The sequence below is a fragment of the Bacillus sp. JJ722 genome, from assembly GCF_036963345.1.
In the GTDB taxonomy this organism is placed as follows: Bacteria; Bacillota; Bacilli; order Bacillales; family DSM-1321; genus Bacillus_AD.
Genome location: NZ_JBALMO010000007.1, coordinates 28,747 through 50,418 on the forward strand (window position 1 = coordinate 28,747; position 21,672 = coordinate 50,418).

19 protein-coding genes are annotated in these 21,672 nt (G+C 37.1%); 2 read left to right on the forward strand and 17 right to left on the reverse strand.

Annotated features, from left to right (window positions below):
- Positions 1 to 14: 14 nt before the first annotated feature.
- From pknB to V7014_RS01405, 13 genes are all read right to left on the reverse strand, one after another.
- Complete coding sequence (gene pknB / locus V7014_RS01345; RefSeq protein ID WP_335503249.1) at positions 15 to 2,078, reverse strand: Stk1 family PASTA domain-containing Ser/Thr kinase; 2,064 nt, start codon at positions 2,076 to 2,078, stop codon at positions 15 to 17.
- Complete coding sequence (locus V7014_RS01350) at positions 2,072 to 2,833, reverse strand: Stp1/IreP family PP2C-type Ser/Thr phosphatase (RefSeq protein ID WP_335503252.1); 762 nt, start codon at positions 2,831 to 2,833, stop codon at positions 2,072 to 2,074. The genes pknB and V7014_RS01350 overlap by 7 nt, the downstream gene beginning before the upstream one ends.
- A gap of 5 nt (positions 2,834 to 2,838) precedes the next feature.
- A complete protein-coding gene (gene rlmN / locus V7014_RS01355) occupies positions 2,839 to 3,915 on the reverse strand; it encodes a 23S rRNA (adenine(2503)-C(2))-methyltransferase RlmN (protein WP_335503256.1) in 1,077 nt (358 codons plus the stop codon).
- Complete coding sequence (rsmB, locus tag V7014_RS01360; protein ID WP_335503259.1) at positions 3,915 to 5,270, reverse strand: 16S rRNA (cytosine(967)-C(5))-methyltransferase RsmB; 1,356 nt, start codon at positions 5,268 to 5,270, stop codon at positions 3,915 to 3,917. The genes rlmN and rsmB overlap by 1 nt, the downstream gene beginning before the upstream one ends.
- Positions 5,263 to 6,216 (reverse strand): methionyl-tRNA formyltransferase, encoded by a 954-nt coding sequence (gene fmt, locus V7014_RS01365; protein ID WP_335503262.1) that lies wholly within the window; start codon positions 6,214 to 6,216, stop codon positions 5,263 to 5,265. Before fmt ends, rsmB begins: the two co-directional genes overlap by 8 nt.
- Positions 6,213 to 6,698: a peptide deformylase gene (def, locus tag V7014_RS01370; protein WP_335503265.1), complete on the reverse strand. Its 486-nt coding sequence runs from the start codon at positions 6,696 to 6,698 to the stop codon at positions 6,213 to 6,215. The genes fmt and def overlap by 4 nt, the downstream gene beginning before the upstream one ends.
- Positions 6,699 to 6,713: 15 nt before the next feature.
- Complete coding sequence (gene priA, locus V7014_RS01375) at positions 6,714 to 9,122, reverse strand: primosomal protein N' (protein ID WP_335503268.1); 2,409 nt, start codon at positions 9,120 to 9,122, stop codon at positions 6,714 to 6,716.
- Between the two features lie 5 nt (positions 9,123 to 9,127).
- Positions 9,128 to 10,336, reverse strand: a complete 1,209-nt coding sequence (coaBC, locus tag V7014_RS01380) for a bifunctional phosphopantothenoylcysteine decarboxylase/phosphopantothenate--cysteine ligase CoaBC (RefSeq protein ID WP_335503272.1) — start codon at positions 10,334 to 10,336, stop codon at positions 9,128 to 9,130.
- 262 nt (positions 10,337 to 10,598) lie between these two features.
- Positions 10,599 to 10,814 (reverse strand): DNA-directed RNA polymerase subunit omega, encoded by a 216-nt coding sequence (gene rpoZ, locus V7014_RS01385; RefSeq protein WP_205060977.1) that lies wholly within the window; start codon positions 10,812 to 10,814, stop codon positions 10,599 to 10,601.
- 2 nt (positions 10,815 to 10,816) lie between these two features.
- On the reverse strand, positions 10,817 to 11,431 hold the full coding sequence (gmk, locus tag V7014_RS01390; RefSeq protein ID WP_335503277.1) for a guanylate kinase: 615 nt from the start codon (positions 11,429 to 11,431) through the stop codon (positions 10,817 to 10,819).
- 9 nt (positions 11,432 to 11,440) lie between these two features.
- Entirely contained in the window at positions 11,441 to 11,704 is a 264-nt protein-coding gene (gene remA / locus V7014_RS01395) for an extracellular matrix/biofilm regulator RemA (protein ID WP_042348984.1), read from the reverse strand.
- Between the two features lie 60 nt (positions 11,705 to 11,764).
- Positions 11,765 to 12,640, reverse strand: a complete 876-nt coding sequence (locus V7014_RS01400) for a YicC/YloC family endoribonuclease (protein WP_335503393.1) — start codon at positions 12,638 to 12,640, stop codon at positions 11,765 to 11,767.
- A gap of 195 nt (positions 12,641 to 12,835) precedes the next feature.
- Positions 12,836 to 15,511 (reverse strand): cation-translocating P-type ATPase, encoded by a 2,676-nt coding sequence (locus V7014_RS01405; RefSeq protein ID WP_335503280.1) that lies wholly within the window; start codon positions 15,509 to 15,511, stop codon positions 12,836 to 12,838.
- Between the two features lie 282 nt (positions 15,512 to 15,793).
- On the opposite strand from V7014_RS01405, the gene V7014_RS01410 reads away from it, so the two are divergent.
- Both V7014_RS01410 and V7014_RS01415 read left to right on the forward strand, forming a co-directional pair.
- On the forward strand, positions 15,794 to 17,503 hold the full coding sequence (locus tag V7014_RS01410) for an Rqc2 family fibronectin-binding protein (protein WP_335503282.1): 1,710 nt from the start codon (positions 15,794 to 15,796) through the stop codon (positions 17,501 to 17,503).
- A 475-nt stretch (positions 17,504 to 17,978) separates the two neighbouring features.
- Positions 17,979 to 18,560, forward strand: a complete 582-nt coding sequence (locus V7014_RS01415; RefSeq protein WP_335503285.1) for a GNAT family N-acetyltransferase — start codon at positions 17,979 to 17,981, stop codon at positions 18,558 to 18,560.
- Between the two features lie 62 nt (positions 18,561 to 18,622).
- Here the strand turns inward: V7014_RS01415 and pyrE are convergent, their stop codons facing one another.
- From pyrE to V7014_RS01435, 4 genes are read right to left on the reverse strand one after another with little or no spacing between them, the layout of a single operon-like run.
- Positions 18,623 to 19,255 carry an orotate phosphoribosyltransferase gene (gene pyrE, locus V7014_RS01420; protein ID WP_335503288.1) on the reverse strand — a complete coding sequence of 211 codons (633 nt, stop codon included), beginning with the start codon at positions 19,253 to 19,255 and terminating at the stop codon, positions 18,623 to 18,625.
- The gene (gene pyrF / locus V7014_RS01425) at positions 19,252 to 19,968 is read right to left on the reverse strand and encodes an orotidine-5'-phosphate decarboxylase (RefSeq protein WP_335503291.1); all 717 of its coding nucleotides are present in this window, start codon (positions 19,966 to 19,968) and stop codon (positions 19,252 to 19,254) included. The genes pyrE and pyrF overlap by 4 nt, the downstream gene beginning before the upstream one ends.
- Positions 19,968 to 20,879 carry a dihydroorotate dehydrogenase gene (locus tag V7014_RS01430; RefSeq protein WP_335503294.1) on the reverse strand — a complete coding sequence of 304 codons (912 nt, stop codon included), beginning with the start codon at positions 20,877 to 20,879 and terminating at the stop codon, positions 19,968 to 19,970. The genes pyrF and V7014_RS01430 overlap by 1 nt, the downstream gene beginning before the upstream one ends.
- Entirely contained in the window at positions 20,876 to 21,652 is a 777-nt protein-coding gene (locus tag V7014_RS01435; protein ID WP_335503297.1) for a dihydroorotate dehydrogenase electron transfer subunit, read from the reverse strand. Before V7014_RS01435 ends, V7014_RS01430 begins: the two co-directional genes overlap by 4 nt.
- Between the last annotated feature and the right edge of the window lie 20 nt (positions 21,653 to 21,672).

Genomic DNA, 21,672 nt, shown 5'->3' on the forward strand with positions numbered 1-21,672 from the left:
CGAACATATCTGCATCATTCATACGGTATTGCTTCATCATCAATAACGCTATTATCTCTTATAATTTTATATCCAGCTTTTCCATCAGGAGGAATAGTTAATTCAATTGTTTTCTTAACGTTTTCTGTAATTTTGAAAACATCCGCTGGTTCAGTCATACTTCTATTCATATCTTCAATGTATATTTGTACTTCTTGCGGCTTACCTGGTTGTAATGGGTCTGGTTCATACGGTATTACTATTTCTCTTTTAACTATTTTCGGTGGTAATTCTTTCTTACCTTTAGAAAGAACCACTTGTACCGTACTTCCTTTATCTACTTTTGCATACGGCCTAGGCCACTGATCCACTACAAGTCCCTCAGCCACTGTTTCAGAATCTATTTCTTTGTTAACCTTAATACGGAGACCTGTCTCATTTTCATAGTCTTCTCGCATTCTTTGATTAAATTCCGATAAATCTTTCAATGTAATTTGAGACGGTCCCTTACTAACCGTTAGATGTACCGTTGTTTCAGAAGGAATAACATCTGTATCTGGAGAAGGGTCTTGATCAATAACCATACCAGCTTCATAGTCATCACTATTGACTTCATTTATCACATAATCATCTTTAAATCCAAGTGTTTCAATAGTAGAAACAACATCATCAAGATGACGATTTTCGAAGTCCGTCATTTTTGTTGTTTTCTTACCTTTACTCACGTAGATATCAATTTCTTTTCCTTCTTTAACTAACCTTCCCGCTTCTGGATTCGTCTTAATTACTTTATTCTCTTCAATTTCCTCATCACTAACTTCATGCGTTTTTATTTTGAAGTTTTTCTCTAAAAGGATTGCAATAGCATCATTGACATTTTCTCCTTGAACATTTGGAATTTCAACATCAGGTGGTTCCATTATCCTAGGTAATGTAAAAAATGCTACGATACTCATAATAGCTAAGATGATCACCGTTATAAGAATACCTTTAATAAGCTTACCCTTTGGTTTCTTTTCCTTCACCTTAACTTTTTTTGTTTTTGCTGGTTTAACCTTCTTTACTTTCGGGCTACTAGCTTTTGGTTTATGAATAATAACTTCTTCTTGACTATCATCGTCATCATCTTCGTCAAAGTCCTGTTGATATTCTTGTGTATCACTATTCACAATTATCGTTTCACCATGTTCTGGAATGACTGTATCCTCAGTAATAACGGGTATCGCTTTCGTAGCATCCATATCTTCTGGAATGATAAATGGCTTTTCATTTATTCGATCCGGCGAAAGTGCTGTCATTAAGTCTGCTTTCATCTCTTCTACATTTTCATAACGATGAAACGAGTCTTTAGCCATTGCTTTCAAAACAACATTCTCTACACTTTGTGGAATGTGAGGATTCCATCTCTTCGGTGAAGGCGTAGATGATTGCAAATGTTTTAAAGCAATCGAAACAGCGGATTCACCCGAAAAGGGTAGCCTTCCTGTCAACAATTCAAACATAACAATTCCTAAAGAATAGATATCAGATTTCTTATTTGCCATTCCACCACGAGCTTGCTCAGGTGATAAATAATGTACCGATCCTAACACCGCATTTGTTTGCGTTATACTTGTGGCACTTAAAGCTGTCGCAATACCGAAATCTGTGATTTTCACATGATCTTCTTCATCTACTAGGATGTTCTGTGGTTTAATGTCTCGATGGATAATACCATGCTGATGGGCGTGAGAAATAGCAGACGTTATTTGTTGCATAATATCCAGCGTTTTTTCTACCGGAATATGTTGATGCTGTTGAATATATTGCTTCAATGTTAATCCTTTTACATATTCCATAACGATGAAATAGATATCATCTTCTTCACCAACATCGTAAATACTAACAATATTAGGATGATATAGGCTTGTTGCTGATTGTGCTTCTCTATTGAACCTTTTAATAAACTCCTCATCATTATTAAAATCCATGCGGAGGATTTTAACAGCTACTTCTCTTTCAAGTATCATATCTTGAGCAAGATATACGTTAGCCATTCCTCCTCCGCCGATCATACGGACTAATTTGTAGCGACCGTATATACGCTTACCGATTAACATGATAATGACCCGCTTTCTCTTTCATCACTATTATATTGTAAGAGCACGAGCGTAATATTGTCTTCCCCGCCATTATCATTTGCCATCGAGATAAGACTCTCAGCTTGATTCTCAATCGATTCATTCAGCGTGATAACAGCCTGCATATCTTGTTCACTAACCTTGTTAGATAGTCCGTCTGAACATAATAAAAGAGAATCTCCCTCTTCAAACACAATCGTTAAAATATCCATTTCTACAGTTGGTTCCGTCCCCAATGCTCTTAATAATACATTTTTTCTTGGATGATGCATCGCATCTTCCCGACTAATTTGTCCTGTTCGAACTAATTCATTGACTAGCGAATGATCTTCAGTGAGTTGTTTAAAGCCGCTTTCATTATAGATGTAACAGCGACTATCACCAATATTAGCAATAGTCGTAAACCGATCAGTACATAAAGCCGCAACAAGCGTTGTCCCCATACCTTGGCAATCTTCATGAGTAGTAGCATGGTCAAACAAAACCTTATTCACTTTTTGAATATGTTCCTTCAACCACGCTTCAGCCAATTCTGGTGTAGAAATTTTCTCTGCTTGACTCCACGAATCCTTTAAATACGACAAAGTCATACTACTGGCAACATCCCCAGCACGGTGTCCCCCCATACCATCAGCTACAATACATAAAAAGCCATTTTCAGTTTCAAAAATTCCACCGTTGTCTTCATTATGCTGCCTAACTTTGCCACGGTCTGTTTTAAAAACAGCTTTCATTTTGTTCACCTCGTCTCTTCTTTTCGCTCTTTCGCTCGAAGTTGTCCACAAGCTGCATCGATGTCATGACCTTGTTCTCTACGAACTGTTACATTGACACCTTTATCCTTTAACGTTTGTTCAAATAATTTAATTTGCTCTTTTGGTGTTCTTACATAATCACGTTCTGGTACATAGTTTACAGGTATTAAATTCACGTGGCATTTTAATCCTTTAATTAAATTCGCAAGCTCAATAGCATGTTCCACCTGATCGTTTTCGCCACCAAACAAACCATATTCGAACGTAATTCGTCGGCCTGTTTTTTCCGTATAGTATTTTACAGCTTCCATTAATTTAGGCAGACTATACGCTCTATTAATTGGCATTAACTTACCGCGCAATTCATTGTTTGGTGCATGTAATGAAATGGCAAAATTGATTTGCATTTCCTCATCAGCAAACTTATATATTTTCGGTATAATTCCACTTGTTGAAACAGTAATATGACGCGCTCCAATATGAAGCCCTTTCTCACTATTAACGATTTTCAAGAATGACATCATATTATCATAATTATCAAACGGTTCCCCAATTCCCATAATAACGATCGAGCTTACACGCTCATCCATTTCATCTAATGCTTGTTGTACTTTTACAACTTGAGCAACGATTTCCCCAGCTTCTAGATTTCGTTTTAAGCCACCTAATGTAGAAGCACAGAACGTACAACCAATTCGACAACCTACCTGCGTTGTTACACAAACAGAATTGCCGTATTCATGTCGCATCAATACCGTTTCAATTGAGTAACCATCTTGCAATTCAAACAAGAATTTAATCGTTCCATCTGCTGATGTTTGTTGAATAATTGTTTTCAACGTTGTTAATGTGAAATGCTCATCTAGTTTTGTACGTAAATCTTTAGATAAGTTGGACATATCCTCAAAACTCTGTACTCTTTGCTTATATAACCATTGTAAAATTTGATCAGAACGGAATGGTTTCTCACCGTTTTCCTTCAACCATTCTTTTAATTCATCTGGTTGTAAAGAATAAATGGATGGTTTAACTTCTACAGTTGTATTTTCTTTTTGATTCATTAATTTACCTTCTTTCTAAAACAAGCAATGTAAAAGCCATCGCTTTCAACATCTTGTGGGAACAGTTGTAGTTTATTTCCAGTTGCAAAAGGACGAATACTTTCTGGTAGTCGATCCTTCATCTTATTGTCTTCTATGAAATCTGTATGTTGCTGTAAGAATTGCTGAACTACTTTTTCATTTTCCTCTTTGTCTACTGTACATGTACTGTACACTAATGTTCCACCTGGCTTTAATAGTGAAGTGGCAGCATTTAAAATATCCATTTGAATTGTCGCAAGCTTATGAATATCACTTTCACTCTTCGTATATTTTACATCTGGCTTTCTTCTCATTACACCCAGCCCTGAGCAAGGTGCATCTACTAATATTTTGTCAAAATACGCTTGTTGGAACGTATCTGTTGCTTTCCTTGCATCTAAAGCAATAGTTGTAATATTTTTCAATCCAAGTCGATTGGCTTGTTGTTCAATAAGCTTCACTTTATGTTCATGTAAATCCAGCGCTACAACAGATCCGTTTGTAAGTTTTTCGGCAATAGAAGTCGTTTTTCCTCCTGGAGCCGCACAGCAATCTAAAACTTTATCATCATTATGTGCATCTAGAGCATAAGAAACAAGCATTGAGCTTTCATCTTGAATAGTTAGTAGCCCGTTTTCGAATGCTTTCGAATGCGCGAGATTTCCACGTAGACAGATTATTGCATCCGGGACAACATCGCTTGCTTCAACCATATAACCTTCTTCTTCCAATTCTTTGATTAATGATTCACGATTTGTTTTCAAAGCATTTATTCTAGCTGTTTGTTGAGGAGGTAACAGATTGAAGGCACACATTTCTCTAGTTTTATCTAATCCATATTGAGAAGCCCAGCGTTTCACTAACCAAAGTGGGTGACTTGTTTCAATCGCAATTCGCTCTTCAGCATCTTTAATTAGATCCAGAGATGGAACACCTTTTCGCTGAATGCTTCGAAGAACGCCATTGACCATGCTTGAAATCCCTTTATGACCTTTTTTCTTCGCAATTTCTACCGCTTCAAAAATAACCGCATGATCAGGGATTTTATCTAAATAGTGCATTTGGTACAGCGACAATCGTAGTAAAATTATAACCCAATCATCAATTTTATTTTTATTGTTCAAAAACGGTTCTAAAAAATAATCTAAAGTGAGTTTTCGTTGGATCGTTCCATATGTTATTTCTGTTAATAACCCGCTATCAGCAGAAGATAAGTTATTTTTATTAATGACACTATTTAAAGCTAAATTGCTGTACGATTGATTTTTTTCAACAGATAGTATCAAATCTAGTGCTAGTTCTCTCACACTTTTGCTTTTTGTTTTTTTACTCATGTTCGACCCCTAATTTTTCTCCTGATTTCAATTGAGAACCTGCACCTCTTAAGAAATCAAATGTAGACATTTTCTTCTTGCCCGAAGGTTGCAATTCTGTAACTTTGATAGAAATATTATTGCCCGTTTTCACAATAAATCCATCTTCTTCAATTGCAATAATTTCACCAGGAGCACCTTGGACATGATTTTCTACTTTTTCAGAAGCCCATACTTTCAGCACTTTACCTTGAAGAGTTGTATATGCAACTGGCCATGGGTTTAGTCCTCGTACTTTATTGTAAATTACTTCTCCTTCAACTGACCAATCAATCTTTTCTTGTTCACGCTTAATATTTGATGCAAAGGTAGCTTTGCTGTCATCTTGAGGAATAGGCGTTAGTTCGCCAGCAATAAGTTTTGGTAATGTTTCTGAAAGAAGCTCACAACCAGCAGCACTCAATTTATCATGTAAGGTTCCAACATTATCATCTTCAGCAATTTCAACCGTTACTTGCGTAAGTATATCCCCTGCATCTAACTTTTCAGCCATATACATAATCGTAATGCCTGTTTCTGTTTTACCCTCTAGAATCGAATAATGAATTGGCGCTCCACCTCTTAATTCAGGTAACAAAGAAGCATGCACATTAATGCACCCTAATTTAGGAGCCTCTAGCAGCTCTTTCGGAAGGATTTGCCCAAATGCTGCTGTAATGATTAAATCAGGTTGCAATGCTAGTATTTCTTCTAAATCTTCACGATTGCGGATTTTTTCTGGTTGATAAACAGGAATGTTATGCTTTAACGCTTCTACTTTAACAGGTGGCGGTGTTAACACACGCTTTCTTCCCACCGGTCGATCTGGCTGTGTTACGACCGCAATTACTTCATAGCCATCTTGTAGTACTCTTTGTAACACTGGAACAGAGAAATCTGGTGTTCCCATAAATATAATTTTTGTCATTCTTCTTCATACCCTTCAAATTCTTCTTCATCTATATATCGAGTTACTTTTGACGTGAATAAAATCCCATCCAAATGATCTATTTCATGCTGAATTGCACGGGCATGGAAATCTTCTGTTTGCAGAATAAATACTTTTCCATCACGATCCTGTGCTTGAATAGTAATCGAATAAGCACGTTCTACTTCTCCATAAATTCCAGGAAAGCTTAAACAGCCTTCTACATCCACTTCAGAGCCTTTACTTTCTATAATTTCTGGATTGATCATTTCTAACGTACCTTCTTCAGGATCAATCTCTACGATGGCAATTCGTTTTGCAACACCCACTTGAGGTGCAGCAAGACCAACTCCATCCGCATTTACCATAGTGTCATACATGTTATCTAACAGTTTTGCCAATTTATCGTCAAAGACCGTCACGTCTTCACATTTCTTTTCCAAAATAGCATTGGGATGTGTAACAATTTTTAATAATGCCAATTTACTTCCTCATTTCTACATCATAATCTGTGGGTGTTGATCAATAATAATTTGTAACCCTTTTTGGCCCATTTCTTGTTGATAATGCTCAATGATTTTTTTAAGCTTTTCATTCAATTGTGGTTCACGTTTGTATTTTATCAAACATTGATAACGGTATCTATTATTAATGCGCGGTATGGGTGAAGCAGCAGGTCCTAAAACAATCGCTTGTGGGGACAATCCGCTCTTAATATATTTCGTAACCTTCTCTGTCGTAGAGATAGTCTTCATTAAATCCTCATGTGATACCGTTATGAGTGTAATATAATAATAAGGTGGATATAAATTCTGCCTTCTTATTACCATTTCATGAGCGAAAAAAGTCTCGTAATGCTGCTGTGCTGCTAATACAATTGAGTAATGATCAGGTGTATAAGACTGAATGACAACTTCTCCCGGCAGCTCATGTCTTCCTGCTCGTCCACTTACTTGAGTAAGTAATTGAAAGGTTTTTTCAGATGAACGAAAATCAGGTAAATGAAGCATCGTATCGGCAGAAAGTACACCAACCAACGTAACATTTGGAAAATCTAAACCTTTTGCAATCATTTGTGTTCCAAGCAAAATATCGGCTTTGCCTGATTGAAAATGTTGTAAAAGCTTTTCATGACTTCCTTTCTTGCTAGTCGTATCAACATCCATTCGAATAACCCTTGCTTCTGGCATAAGCTTCAAAAGCTCTTCTTCCACCTTTTGAGTTCCTGTTCCGAAAAAGCGAATAGCATCGCTGCCACAAGCTCGACAATTCGTTCCCATCCGTTCTTCATAACCACAGTAATGGCATTTTAACATACTATTATACTTATGGAACGTTAATGAGATTTCACAGTTCGGGCATTGTGTCACATCACCGCAGCTACGACACATAACAAAAGAAGAATGACCTCTTTTATTTAATAGCAATATTGATTGTTCCTTTTTCTCTAGACGATCTTGAATCTTTTCTAAAAGAAGCTTTGAGAAAACAGAGCGATTACCACTTCGTAGTTCTTCACGCATATCAACAATATCTACTGCTGGTAACGGTCTATTATTTACACGATTCTTTAATGTGAGTAGCTTGTAAACGTATTTTTTCGCTCTTGCAAATGATTCAAGAGTTGGGGTAGCACTCCCTAATATGATTGGGCAATGATGATATTTTCCTCTTTCAATCGCTACATCTCGTGTATGATAACGAGGTGTTTCTTCTTGTTTATAACTACCTTCATGTTCCTCATCTATAATGATAATTCCTAAGTTTTGAAAAGGTGAAAAGATAGCTGAACGAGCTCCTACAACAACCTGTACTTCTTTACGATATATTCTGCGCCATTCATCGTATTTTTCTCCAATGGATAAACCACTATGAAATACCGCAACCCGATCACCAAAGCGTTCTTTAAATCGTTTAACCATTTGAGGGGTTAATGAAATTTCTGGAACGAGCATAATTGCTTCTTTCCCTTGGTTCAACGCCACATCAATACTTTGTAAATATACTTCTGTCTTCCCACTACCAGTTACTCCATGCAAAAGAAAAACATCGTCTAAATGATTTACTAGACTATTCTTAACAGATTCAAAAACAATAGATTGTTCTTCTGTTAACGGAAGATGGCTGCTAGTTGCAAATTCACGTTCTTTTAAAGGATCACGATAAACTTCTGTTTGAATGATTTCGACAATCCCTTTCTCCTCTAATGCTTTTACAACACTTTCCCCGCAACCAGACATCTGTAACAGCTTTTGAAGAGGTTGAGTAGCAGGATGTTCAAGTAAAAAATCTATTAGCTTGATTTGTTTACGAGCACTCTTATTTAAAGATCGTTTATCATTATGAAGTTCTTCTTCATTATGCAATAACCGAACGCTTCTTTCCGTTTTCTTATTGCCTTTGTTTTTCACTTGGTAGACGACTTCTATATGACCTGCTTCAATCTCCTTCTTAAAAAGCTTGGCAAATGCATGCTCCATTGCAGCTTCGAAATCAACCAATTCATTTTGGTGGAAATATTTTTGTAAATTGCAATCGATGTTTTGAATGCCTGTTTTTAATTTGAGGAATTTTTTGTACTTCGCTTTTAAAGCAGCTGGCAACATCGCCTGATAAGCAGCGATTTTCAAGCATAATGTTTCCTTCGTTAACCAATCCCCAAGCTGTAATAATTCCTCGTTTAAGACGGGCTCTATATCAAATAGAGAATCAATCTCTCTTAATTTTGTAACGTCGCTACTGTTTTTTAAACCAACTACAAATCCTTGGACTTTTCTTGGACCAAAGGGAACTATGACCCTAATACCTGGAACAACCATTCCTTCCCAAGCGCTTGGTACTAAATAATCGTATGCGTTATCCGTTTGTCTAGTAGGAACATCCACAATAACAGACGCGATTTCCATTTATATCAATCCTTCTTTAACAAACTTGCAATTTCTCCGAGAATTTTTTTAGCAACATCATGCTTACTCATCATTGGAACATCTGTAACTGTTCCGTCTTTCTTATAAATAGACACTTGATTCGTTTCACTTGCAAAGCCTGCCCCTTCTACTGCAACATTGTTTGCAACAATCATATCGGCTCTTTTCTTTTCTAATTTTGCTTTTGCATAATGTTCCACGTTATCTGTTTCAGCGGCAAACCCAACAAGAATCTGATCTTTTTTAGTTTGACCTAGCTCCATTAAAATATCGTTTGTTCGTTCTAATTCAATACTTAAATCCCCGAATTTCTTTTTCATTTTGCTTTCGTGAACAATTTTTGGTCGATAATCAGCAACAGCTGCTGTTTTAATAACAACATCTTGGTCATCATATTGACTCATGACTGCTTCATACATATCGCGAGCCGACTCTACCCGAATAATAGTTACATTGTTAGGGGCATCAAGTGAAACCGGACCTGATACAAGGGTTACTTCGGCACCCATTTGAGCAGCTACTTCAGCAATTGCATAGCCCATTTTCCCAGTTGAACGATTTGTAAGGAAGCGAACTGGGTCGATTTTTTCTTTTGTTGGACCAGCTGTTATCAAGATTTTTTTCCCAACTAAATCTTGATTGTTCATTTTATTTATAAAATGACGATTTAAGTATTCAATCATCGCCTCAGGTTCTTCTAATCTTCCTTTACCAGTGTAACCACAAGCTAAATATCCCTCTCCTGGCTCAATAAATGAATATCCAAAGCTTCTTAACGTATCCATATTCTTCTGAACAGCAGGGTGAGCATACATATGTACATTCATCGCTGGCGCCACAAGAACATCAGCAGTTGTCGCTAACAAAATGGTTGATATCATATCATCAGCAATTCCATTTGCCAGCTTACCAATAATATTAGCTGTTGCAGGAGCAATTACGACAGCATCTGCCCAATCAGCTAAATCAATGTGAGCAACTACCTTCGGATTGTTTTCTTGAAAAATACTTGTATATACTTCATTTCGAGATAACGCTTGAAAGGTTAATGGCGTGACAAACTTTGTCGCAGATTCACTCATAATTACTTTCACTTCTGCACCTTGTTGCGTCAATTTACTAGTAAATGCGGCTGCTTTAAAAACTGCGATTCCGCCAGTCACACATAACAAAATCTTCTTGTTCTTTAACATTCTACTTTCCTCCCGTTACATTCTGTTTCTATTATGAAGGATGCTTAACTTTTTTTCATCTATTTAAGAAAAGCTAAAAGCACCTGGTTAGCGACGTATAGACCGGACCACCTCCGCATAAACACTACGAGCTAAAAGCGATTCGATGTTGACTTATCGTAAGGAGGAGGGGGAAAGTCTACTAGGCGCTGGGTGCTGAAGCTAGACATTTTAAAAAAACAGAAAACCTTGTCGAAAAAGGACAAGGTTCCTGTGGTTTATATTAGTTTTGAGAATGTTCAGGTGCTTCATGCGAATATGTTAGGATACCTGCATTAATTTCTTCTAATGCTTTCCCAACATTTTTATATGAAACAGGTTTTGCAATACGTTGATCTTCGTGAACTTGCATGTGTCTAGCGCGCTTTGCCGCTACCGATACAAGTGAATACTTTGAATCAATCTTATTTAATAATGAATCAATAGAAGGATATAACATATTTATTCAGCCTCCAACATTTTTAAGTATCTTTTTGCTACATATTCTCTGTTACAGTGACCTGCAACAACAATGGATTTTATTTTATCACAAGCAGACTCGACTGTGTCGTTTTCTACTACATAATCATATAAATCCATCATTTCAATTTCTTCTTTTGCTGTTTTAAGTCTATTGGCAATCACATCTTCGGATTCCGTTCCACGACCAATAATACGACTTTTTAATTCAGATAAACTTGGCGGTGCCAAGAAAATGAATAATGCTTCAGGGAATTTCTCACGAATTTGACGAGCTCCTTGCACTTCTATTTCAAGAAAAACATCTTTTCCTTCCGAAATTGTTTGACGAACATAGTCAACAGGTGTTCCATAATAGTTCCCTACAAACTCGGCATATTCTAAAAGCTTACCTTGCTTGATTAATTCTTCAAACTCACCGCGGGATTTAAAGAAATAATCGACACCGTCAACCTCTCCCTCACGAGGTTGACGCGTTGTCATACTAATCGAATATTGAAAACCAAGATCCTCTTGTGAAAACAACTCTTTTCGAACAGTTCCTTTTCCAACGCCCGAAGGACCTGATAATACAATTAACAATCCTTTTTCTTTCATTCTTCCCACTTATCCTTCCTCGACTTGATCATCTTTATCATGCAACCTTGAAGCTACAGTTTCAGGCTGCACGGCAGACAAGATCACATGGTCACTATCCGTTACAATTACAGCTCTCGTTCTTCTACCGTATGTAGCATCGATTAGTGAACCTTTATCTCTCGCTTCTTGTATTATTCTTTTAATAGGCGCAGATTCTGGACTTACAATAGAAATAATACGATTCGCCGAGACGATATTTCCAAAGCCAATGTTAATCAACTTTATTGACATGATGATCCTCCAATTATCGTATTACTAGTCTGACCTTCTCTAAGATGCTATAAACGATGATTATTCAATATTTTGAATTTGTTCTTTTACTTTTTCAAGCAAGCTTTTCATTTCAACCACTTTAATTGCAATGTTTGAATCATTTGCTTTCGAACCGATTGTATTCACTTCCCGATTCATTTCTTGAACAAGAAAATCTAATTTTCTCCCCATTGCCTCATTACTATTCAACGTTGCAAACACTTGTGAAATATGACTATTCAATCTGATAATCTCTTCATTAATATCCGCTTTATCTGTAAAAATAGCAACCTCATTCAGCAATCTCGTTTCATCTACCATTCCAGAAGTAAATTCCGTCATTCTTTGTTGCAATCGATCTCTATATTGCCCAATAACGATTGGAGCAAAGCCTTTTACCTTTTCAGCAATTTCTCTAAGCTTATCTAGGTGTTGCTGAATATCTATTTTCATTTGCATACCTTCTTCTTGCCGCATACGTTTTAGCTCTTCTCCAGCTTCATTAACCGCATTCATAATATGCGATTCAATTTCAGGAGAGTTAGCTTGTTCCTCTTGGATGATAAAAACATCTTCCAACTGGGAAATAGTATGAAGAGCATTATTCGGGTGCATTTGATACTTATTTGAAATAATATCTAGACTATTCATATATTGATCTAATAAAGACCAGTCGACAACAAGCTTTTTATGTATGAGTCCATCACCTTCTACAGTGATAAAAACTTCAGCACGTCCTCTTCTCATATAAGATCCTAGTTGTTTCTTAATCTTATCCTCTAAAACAAGTAACTGCCGAGGCATTCTTATATGATACTCACAAAAGCGGTGATTTACTGTTTTCACTTCAACAATAATCCGCAAATTCTCGTTTCCACTAATTCCTCGACCGTATCCAGTCATGCTAACAACCATGTTAATCACTTCCAATTCCACCACATCATTGTGGGCTATGTTTCGAGCTTTGTAGGCACAAGATTAAACGTCCGCCCAAAGTTTTCACTTTATAATTAGACTTCTTTCTATTGAAATTCATATCGTACTTTATAGCGTAAAAAAAACAAAAAGGTAATAGAGGACACTCTACTACCTTTACAATTATAACATAAATTATTGTGTTTTTCTTATGAAAAATGAACCCGCTAATAAAAAAGTTGGCAGTGCTGACATTCCTAATACGAGCAACCAATCTTTTGGTACAATAGCAACTGTTCCGAAAATCCCTTGCAACGATGGTAAATAAATGACTGGAATAATCATTAATAATGAAAGGAGAACAGCTCCTATTAAATATTTATTACCGAACGGATTCCGAGCAAATATATTCTTTTCACTTCTACAATCGAACACATGGATTAATTGTGCCATTACAAGTGTCGTAAAAGCGATTGTTTGAGCATATGCCAAATTGCCAGGATTATTTTTCAACGCCGTTATAAAAGCTAGTAATGTAGCCCCTCCAATTAAAAAACCACGAGAAATAATTTTCCAACCTAATCCTCTTGAAAACACACCTTCTTTTGGATTTCTAGGTTTACGTTTCATTACATTATCCTCAGCTTTGTCTAAACCTAATGCCATTGCTGGCAAGCCATCCGTCACTAAGTTCACCCATAATATTTGGATAGCCGTTAATGGTAATGGCAATGCAAGTAACATAGCGAACAACATAACTAATATTTCACCCACATTGGAAGCAAGCAAGTAACGTATGAATTTACGAATATTTTCATAAATATTTCGTCCTTCCTTTATTGCAGCTTTAATCGTGGCGAAATTATCATCTAATAATACAAGTGCCGAAGCTTCTTTTGATACATCCGTACCTGTTATTCCCATTGCAACACCGATGTCCGCAGCCTTAATGGCCGGTGCATCATTAACACCATCCCCTGTCATTGCAACAACATGTCCTTTATTTTGTAAAGCTTTTACGATTTTTAACTTATGTTCAGGTGAAACGCGAGCGAATACGGCAACATGTTCAACTACTTCTTCTAATTCTTCCACACTCATTTCATTCAATTCTCTACCTTCAATAACAATATCATCATTTTGTAGAATGCCTAGCTGTTTTGCGATAGCTGTTGCCGTTGCAACATGGTCTCCCGTTATCATAATCGTTTTAATACCAGCTTTATTACATTCACTTACTGCATCTTTTACCTCTGGTCTTGGAGGATCGATAATTCCTTGAAGACCGATAAATGTTAAATCTCGCTCAATTTCACGTTCATGCATATTAATTGAGGTAGAAGTCACTTTTTTATATCCTATTGCAATGGTTCTGAGCGCTTGTGACGCTAAATCATCGATTGCATCTTGAACCGCTGCAACGCTTCGATTATCAATTATTTTAGCTCTTTCTTCCCAAAGAATGGATTTGCACTTCCCTAGTAGGACATCCGGTGCTCCTTTTGTAACAACAAAATATTGACCATTTCCATCCTTTACGATTACGCTCATCATTTTCCTAGTAGAATCAAACGGGTATTCTCTCACAATTGTAAATTGTTGGAGAAGTAGCTCCTTCGTTATACCTGCTTTTATAGCAGCAACTTGCATTGCTCCTTCCGTTGCACTCCCTTCAACAACCAACTTTCCTTCCACTTCTCTTACTTCTGATGCATTGCACAATAAACCAAAAGTCAGCAGCTGCTGCATGGATTTACTTATTTTATCGACAGCTTGACCATTCAGAGAAAATAAGCCATGCGTTTCATTTCCTTTTCCATCAATATGCCATGTATGCCCACTATCCCAGACAGTAGTTACAGTCATTTTATTCTGAGTTAAAGTTCCAGTTTTATCTGAGCAAATAACTGACGCACACCCTAAAGTCTCTACAGCTGGTAATTTACGTACGATGGCTTTTTGTTTAATCATCCTTTGTACACCAAGAGAAAGAGCAACTGTTACTATGGCAGGAAGCCCTTCTGGAATTGCAGCAACGGCAAGTGATACACCTGCTAACACCATCGTATATACACTATTTCCTTGAAAAACCCCTAATCCAATTACCAAGATGGTTAATAGAATAGCAACTACAATTAATATTTTCCCAAGCTGTTCCAACTTATGTTGTAATGGTGTAATCATCGCTTTTGCAGATTGCAACATATCAGCAATTTGTCCCATTTCTGTGTTCATCCCAGTTGCCGTTACAATACCAACACCATTTCCTCGAGCGACCATCGTCCCCATGAACGCCATATTTTCTTCATCACCAATACTATTTACATGATGAAAAACGGATGCACCTGTTTTATTCACTGCAATGGATTCACCTGTTAGTGCTGACTCTTCAATTTCTAATGAACTAGCTTCCACAATTCGAAGGTCAGCTCCTATGCGATCGCCTGTACTAAACTTCAAAACATCTCCGACAACGACTTGTTTCGAATGTATTTTCGACCATTTTCCTTCACGTAAAGCATTTACTTGAGGAGCAGACATTTCTTTTAATGCATCAAGCGACTTCTCTGCTTTATGTTCTTGCACAAAACCCATAATTGCATTGATCACAACAATAGCAATGATGGCAATGGCATCAATATATTCGCCGAGCAGACCTGAAATCAACGTAGCTGCTAATAATACTAGAATCATAAAATCTTTAAATTGAGAAAAAAACATTAAGAGCGCGGACCTCTTCTCACCTTCTTGCAATTCATTTAAACCTGACTCTTGCAACCTTCTTTCTACTTCTTCTTCACCTAATCCGCTTTGCACATTGGTTTTCAAGGTGGATTCGAGCTCCGCCTTGTCCATTTCTCTAAACACCATGAATTGTTCTCACTCCCATTCTCCAAAACAACAGCTAAGAGTTGTCCTTCTTGTAACCATGCTTATTCAGACAACCGTAAAAAAATGCTATAATTAAGAAAACCGTCAAGGTTCCTTTTTATTGATGATTTTACTTTTTTGTATTTCTTCCAAATAAAAAGGAGACACGCGGCAGATATAAGGTTATACAGCGAAAAACCATCATTGGTCTTTCTGAAGTGAAGTGATTCACTTTTACTTAACAAAAACCTTAACTAGACAAAAGAAAAGGAAGATACAAATATGGCATTTGATGGACTATTTACAAAAGCGATGTGTGAAGAATTCACACAAACAATAAATGGTGGCAGAATCAACAAAATCCACCAACCTTACCAAAATGAAATCATCATTATGATTCGAGCAAATGGGAAAAACCATAAGCTACTACTTTCTGCTCACCCAAGTTACAGCCGAGCACAGCTAACTAACGAAGCATATGAGAACCCACAAGATCCACCGATGTTCTGTATGCTTCTGCGCAAGCATCTTGAAGGAGCAATCATAGAAAATATTTATCAAAAAGAACAAGATCGCATCATCATTTTTGACATTAAAGGTCGGGATGAAATAGGTGATGTTAGTTATAAAAGTTTAATTGTCGAAATCATGGGGCGTCATAGCAATATCATTCTTTTAAATAAAGAAACAAATTTAATACTAGATAGTATTAAACATGTATCATACGCTGTGAATTCATATCGCGCTATCCTACCGGGCCAGGAATATAAGTTCCCTCCAGAACAGAACAAGCGAAATCCACTGACTGCCAATCCAGAGGATGTATTAAAAGCTTTAGACTTTAACGCCGGGAAGCTTGATAAACAAATTGTTCAAGCATTTGGTGGTATTTCACCTTTATTAGCAAAAGAAATATTATTCCAAAGCAAATTACCTACCCAAGATCAAGTGGTTCAAGCATTTAGTCAAGTCATGTCTCTTTTCCAACAAGAGACATATCATCCATGCATTATGCAAACGGACAATAAAGAGATTTTTTATTGCATCCCATTACAGCATATTACCGGACAGACAAAAAACTTTAATTCGTTAAGTGAAATGTTAGATCGTTTCTATTTCGGTAAAGCTGCTCGTGATCGAATTAAACAGCAGGCTCAAGACTTAGAAAGATTTATCATTAATGAAAAAGAAAAAAATGAGAAGAAAATCGTTAAACTTGAAAGAACCTTAGAAGAAAGCGAAAAAGGTGAAAGATTCAAGTTATACGGTGAACTTTTAACAGCTAACATCTATCAATTAGAACAAGGGATGTCTGAAATAGAAGTAATTAACTACTATGATGAAGAAGGTAAAACAGTTAAAATTCCGTTGAACCCTCAAAAATCCCCTTCGCAAAATGCACAAAATTACTTTAAAAAATATCAAAAATCGAAAAATGCAATTGAAGTGGTTACAGTGCAAATTCAATTAGCCACGGAAGAAGTAAAATACTTCGATGCCTTGATACAACAGCTCGACTCAGCCGAACCAAAAGACATTGAAGAAATGCGTGAGGAGCTTCAAGAAGGTGGTTATCTAAAACAGCGCCATAAAAAAGGCTCAAAAAAGAAAAAAGAAACAAAGCCTGTCCTAGATGAATATGTTTCTTCAAATGGCGATACGATCCTTGTTGGTAAGAATAATAAACAAAACGAATATTTAACGAATAAACTAAGTAGCAGAGATGATCTTTGGTTTCATACGAAAGATATCCCAGGTTCTCATGTTGTTATTCGTAATAGTTCACCATCTGATCAAACGATTCATGAAGCTGCTATGCTTGCAGCCTTCTATAGTAAAGCGAGAAACTCAAGCGGTGTTCCTGTTGATTACACGCAAATCCGCCACGTAAAGAAACCTAGAGGATCTAAACCTGGCTTTGTCACATATGATAATCAAAATACTATTTATGTTACACCAGATGCGGATGGAGTATTAAAGCTAAAGAAATAAAACATGAAAAAGGGATTGTCCAATAAAGTGAAACTTTAATCGGTGGGGGTTTTCGTCCATCCCCCACCGATTATTAGTTGAACCAATCGGGTTCTTACTGGCGCTTCATCTCCCACTTAAACGTCTTCGCTTTTACTTTCGTTTTGTAGTGGGAGTCTTAGCGCCAGTTTGAACGGGATAAATCCTATTAACTATACTTGTTTGATTTATTGGAAAGTAACTCCTTAATTATTAAGAAGAAACATGGGTTTCATCTAGACGAAAGCGCCAAATATAGGTATTCTGACATAATCAGCAGTTTTATCTAGTTCACGTAAACTACTTCGGAGGGCTAACAAAGCGTAAAAGGGCATTCGAAAAGTGATTTTCAATCACTTTTCGGACAGCCTGTTTTCTTTTTTTAAGAAATATACACTCTTCTTATTTAATTGTCATGCGTATATAATGAAAACATGAAGCGAGATAGGAGGATTGTATGGAAATTGGATCGATATTTGAACAACTACCTATACTTGAAACAAAACGTCTCCTACTAAGAAAAATCACATTGAAAGATGCTGAAGATATGTATGAGTATACATCAAACCCGATCGTAAGCCAGTATGTATCATGGGAACCACACCGCACATTAACCGATACAAGAGGCTACATTCATTTTGTCTTGCAGCAATATACACTTCATCGGTTGGCTCCATGGGGGATTGAATTAAAAGAGAATAATAAAATAATAGGAACAATCAATTTCGTTGCTTGGCAACCAAGACACCAAACAGCAGAGATTGGTTATGCATTGTCTGAACATTATTGGAATAAAGGCTTCGTAACTGAAGCAGCACAAGCAGTCCTATCGTTTGGCTTTCATGAAATGAATACGATTCGAATCGAAGCAAGGTGTTTAGCCGAAAATATTGGCTCACAAAGAGTAATGGAAAAAATCGGAATGACATTAGAAGGAGTTATTCGAAAAGGACTATTCATTAAAGGAAAACATAGAGACATTAAGCTATATTCCATTTTACGTGAGGAATTTGAAGCATTACATAAAAATAATAAATAATCCTATATAAAAACGCCTTATCAATTTTTCATCGACAAGGCGTTTTACATTAAATATCTTAATTAATTTTCCATCCAAGCTGTTTCAGTTGGATTCTCACACCATTTTGTTAACTTTTCTACATCATTGCTTTCAATATAGCCTTTATCTTTAGCAACTTCTACTAAAGTGGAAAAGTTGCTTAAAGAATGGTTAATAATGCCTTCAGCATCCAACTGTGTTTGACCTTTTTCTAACTCATAAGTGAAGATTGATACAACACCTAATACTTCACAACCAGCTTCACGTAGAGCTTTAACAGCTGTGATTACACTCCCACCAGTTGAAATTAAATCTTCTACTACCACAACTTTCTGCCCTGGAGTGGCAAGTCCTTCAATTTGATTGCCTTTTCCATGTCCCTTTGCTTTTGAGCGAATGTAACACATTGGTAAGTTCATTTCATCGCTTACCCAAGCAGCATGTGGGATACCCGCAGTCGCTGTTCCAGCAATAAGTTCTGCCCCTGGATAAAACTCATGAATTAATTGCGTTAAGCCTTTCGCAATTTCTTTGCGAACAGCCGGATACGATAAAGTTAATCGATTATCGCAATATATTGGAGATTTCATACCTGAAGACCAAGTGAATGGATCATTTGGTTGTAAAAATACGGCTTTAATGTCTAATAATTTTTCAGCAATGCTTACTTTCATGCTTCTGTTCCCTCCCAGGCTCTATTTACTGCTTTGTATGCTTCTAATGGTGATGATGCCTTTGTAATGGATCGTCCAACAACAATTGCATTCGTTCCTAGTAATCTAGCTTTCTCTGGTGTTGCTACGCGCTTTTGATCATGTACATCTTCACTTGCCATTCTGATGCCCGGCGTTACCGTTAAGAAATCTTGTCCTAATAATTCATGAATCCTTTCCACCTCATGGGGAGAACAAACCACACCATCTAAACCTGCTTCTTTTGTAAGTGTTGCATACGATGTTACCGATTCTTCGAGGGAAATAGCGATTCTTTGCTCCGATTTCATCGCTACTTCTGTCGTACTTGTCAGCTGTGTTACAGCAATAATCAACGGGCGCTTTTTCCCTTCTGGAGTTCCTTCGATTAAGCCTTCTAATGCCGCCTCCATCATTTTCTTACCACCAGCTGCATGTACGTTTACTAAATCAACATCTAACTTAGCCAAGCCTTTCATTGCTTGCTTCACTGTATTTGGAATATCATGCAGTTTTAAATCTAAGAAAATTTTATGACCTCTGCTTTTAATTTCATTTATAATAGCTGGACCTGCTTGATAGAATAGTTCCATCCCGATTTTTACATATAGCTGCTCATTTGGAAATCCATCAAGAAATTGTTTTAGTTCATCTGCTGTACTGAAATCAAGCGCAATAATAAGCGATTTATTCATTATTTCCAACTCCTTCCCGTGCATTCTGAAATATGTTCACACCCAAGTTCATCTAATAAAGCTGGAAGTTTATCGATAATTGTTGGACAAACAAATGGATCAACAAAATTTGCTGTCCCGACTGCAACTGCACTCGCTCCTGCATAGAAGAATTCGATTACATCTTCAGCAGTTGAAATGCCACCCATTCCGATGATTGGAATATTTACTTGTTGACTTACTTCATGAATCATACGAATTGCAACTGGTTTGATTGCTGGACCCGATAAGCCACCTGTTTTATTCGCGATAACTGGACGTGCTGTTATTAAATCTAAACGCATACCTAACAATGTATTAATCATCGTTAATCCATCTGCTCCACCATCTTGGACTGCTAAAGCCATTTGTGCGATATTCGTTACATTTGGAGAGAGCTTCACATAAACAGGAACTTGCGATACCTCTTTCACTTTCTTCGTTAGGCGCTTTGCTGTTTCTGGATCCGTACCGAAAGCAATGCCGCCTTCTTTAACGTTTGGACAAGAGATATTTAATTCTAATGCCGCTACATTCGGAGCTGTAGAGATTTGTCTAGCCACTTCTACATAGTCGTCTTCTTGTGAACCAGCAACATTTGCAATGATTGGTAGGTCGAATCGCTCTAACCATTTCAATTCATTATTCATCACATGCTCAAGTCCTGGGTTTTGTAACCCTATTGCATTAAGCATTCCCGCATGTGTTTCAGCTACTCGAGGTGTAGGATTACCGAATCTTGTTTCAAGCGTAGTCGCTTTTATCATGATGGAACCTAATTTGTTCAAATCATATAGTTCACTATATTCTTTACCGAATCCAAAGCAACCAGAAGCAGGCATGATTGGATTTTTCAAGCTTAATCCAGGTAGTTCAACGTGTAATCTGCTCATAGTATCACCTCTCCTGATCGGAATACCGGGCCATCACTACATACTTTTTTATAATTATGTCCTGGGCGTTCGTCGTTTGTTTTGCATACACATGCGAAACATGCGCCGATTCCGCATCCCATTCTTTCTTCAAGTGACAAGAATAACTTCTTATCACTGTAATTGTTTTCTAATGCTTTTAACATCGGTGTTGGTCCACATGAATACAGAACATCAAATGCAATCCCTTGATTTTCAATTACATCCGTTACAAATCCTTTTATTCCTAGTGTGCCATCTACCGTCGCTATGTATGTTTCACCCAATGCCGCAAATTTTTCTTCATAGAAAGCCACATCTTTTGATTGGAAACCTAGTACATGAATGACTTTAACACCACGCTCTACTAATCTTTGAGATAGTTCATATAATGGTGGCACTCCAATTCCACCACCTACTAGAAGAGCTGTTTCGCCAACATTCGCTTCTTCAACAGGAAAGCCATTTCCTAATGGCCCTAATACGTCCACTTGCTCTCCTGCTACTCTAGCTGTAAGTAGGGTTGTTCCTCTTCCTTCCGCTCGATAGATCATCGTAAACTCATGGTTCGCTTGGTCGATTGAGCAAATGGAAATCGGTCTTCTTAGAAGTGGTTCAAAGCTATCCGCTACTTTAATATGCACAAACTGTCCTGGCTGTTTCATCTCAGAAACGAGCTCACCCTTAAGGGTAAGCTCGAAAATGGAATGTGCAATTTCTTTTTGACTAACGATCGTTAATTTTTCGTTTTTCATGACTAGATTGCACCTTTCTA

Coding starts and splice junctions, on each gene's coding strand:
- pknB (WP_335503249.1), bottom strand. CDS start 2,078: ATGTTAATCGGTAAGCGTATATACGGTCGCTACAAATTAGTCCGTATG.
- coaBC (WP_335503272.1), bottom strand. CDS start 10,336: ATGTTAAAGAACAAGAAGATTTTGTTATGTGTGACTGGCGGAATCGCA.
- rpoZ (WP_205060977.1), bottom strand. CDS start 10,814: ATGTTATATCCTTCTATTGATTCATTATTAAATAAGATTGATTCAAAG.
- priA (WP_335503268.1), bottom strand. CDS start 9,122: ATGGAAATCGCGTCTGTTATTGTGGATGTTCCTACTAGACAAACGGAT.
- rlmN (WP_335503256.1), bottom strand. CDS start 3,915: ATGAATCAAAAAGAAAATACAACTGTAGAAGTTAAACCATCCATTTAT.
- V7014_RS01410 (WP_335503282.1), top strand. CDS start 15,794: ATGGCATTTGATGGACTATTTACAAAAGCGATGTGTGAAGAATTCACA.
- pyrE (WP_335503288.1), bottom strand. CDS start 19,255: ATGAAAGTAAGCATTGCTGAAAAATTATTAGACATTAAAGCCGTATTT.
- remA (WP_042348984.1), bottom strand. CDS start 11,704: ATGTCAATAAAGTTGATTAACATTGGCTTTGGAAATATCGTCTCGGCG.
- V7014_RS01415 (WP_335503285.1), top strand. CDS start 17,979: ATGGAAATTGGATCGATATTTGAACAACTACCTATACTTGAAACAAAA.
- V7014_RS01430 (WP_335503294.1), bottom strand. CDS start 20,879: ATGAGCAGATTACACGTTGAACTACCTGGATTAAGCTTGAAAAATCCA.
- V7014_RS01350 (WP_335503252.1), bottom strand. CDS start 2,833: ATGAAAGCTGTTTTTAAAACAGACCGTGGCAAAGTTAGGCAGCATAAT.
- gmk (WP_335503277.1), bottom strand. CDS start 11,431: ATGAAAGAAAAAGGATTGTTAATTGTATTATCAGGTCCTTCGGGCGTT.
- V7014_RS01405 (WP_335503280.1), bottom strand. CDS start 15,511: ATGGTGTTTAGAGAAATGGACAAGGCGGAGCTCGAATCCACCTTGAAA.
- rsmB (WP_335503259.1), bottom strand. CDS start 5,270: ATGAGTAAAAAAACAAAAAGCAAAAGTGTGAGAGAACTAGCACTAGAT.
- V7014_RS01435 (WP_335503297.1), bottom strand. CDS start 21,652: ATGAAAAACGAAAAATTAACGATCGTTAGTCAAAAAGAAATTGCACAT.
- fmt (WP_335503262.1), bottom strand. CDS start 6,216: ATGACAAAAATTATATTTATGGGAACACCAGATTTCTCTGTTCCAGTG.
- V7014_RS01400 (WP_335503393.1), bottom strand. CDS start 12,640: ATGGTTGTTAGCATGACTGGATACGGTCGAGGAATTAGTGGAAACGAG.
- pyrF (WP_335503291.1), bottom strand. CDS start 19,968: ATGAATAAATCGCTTATTATTGCGCTTGATTTCAGTACAGCAGATGAA.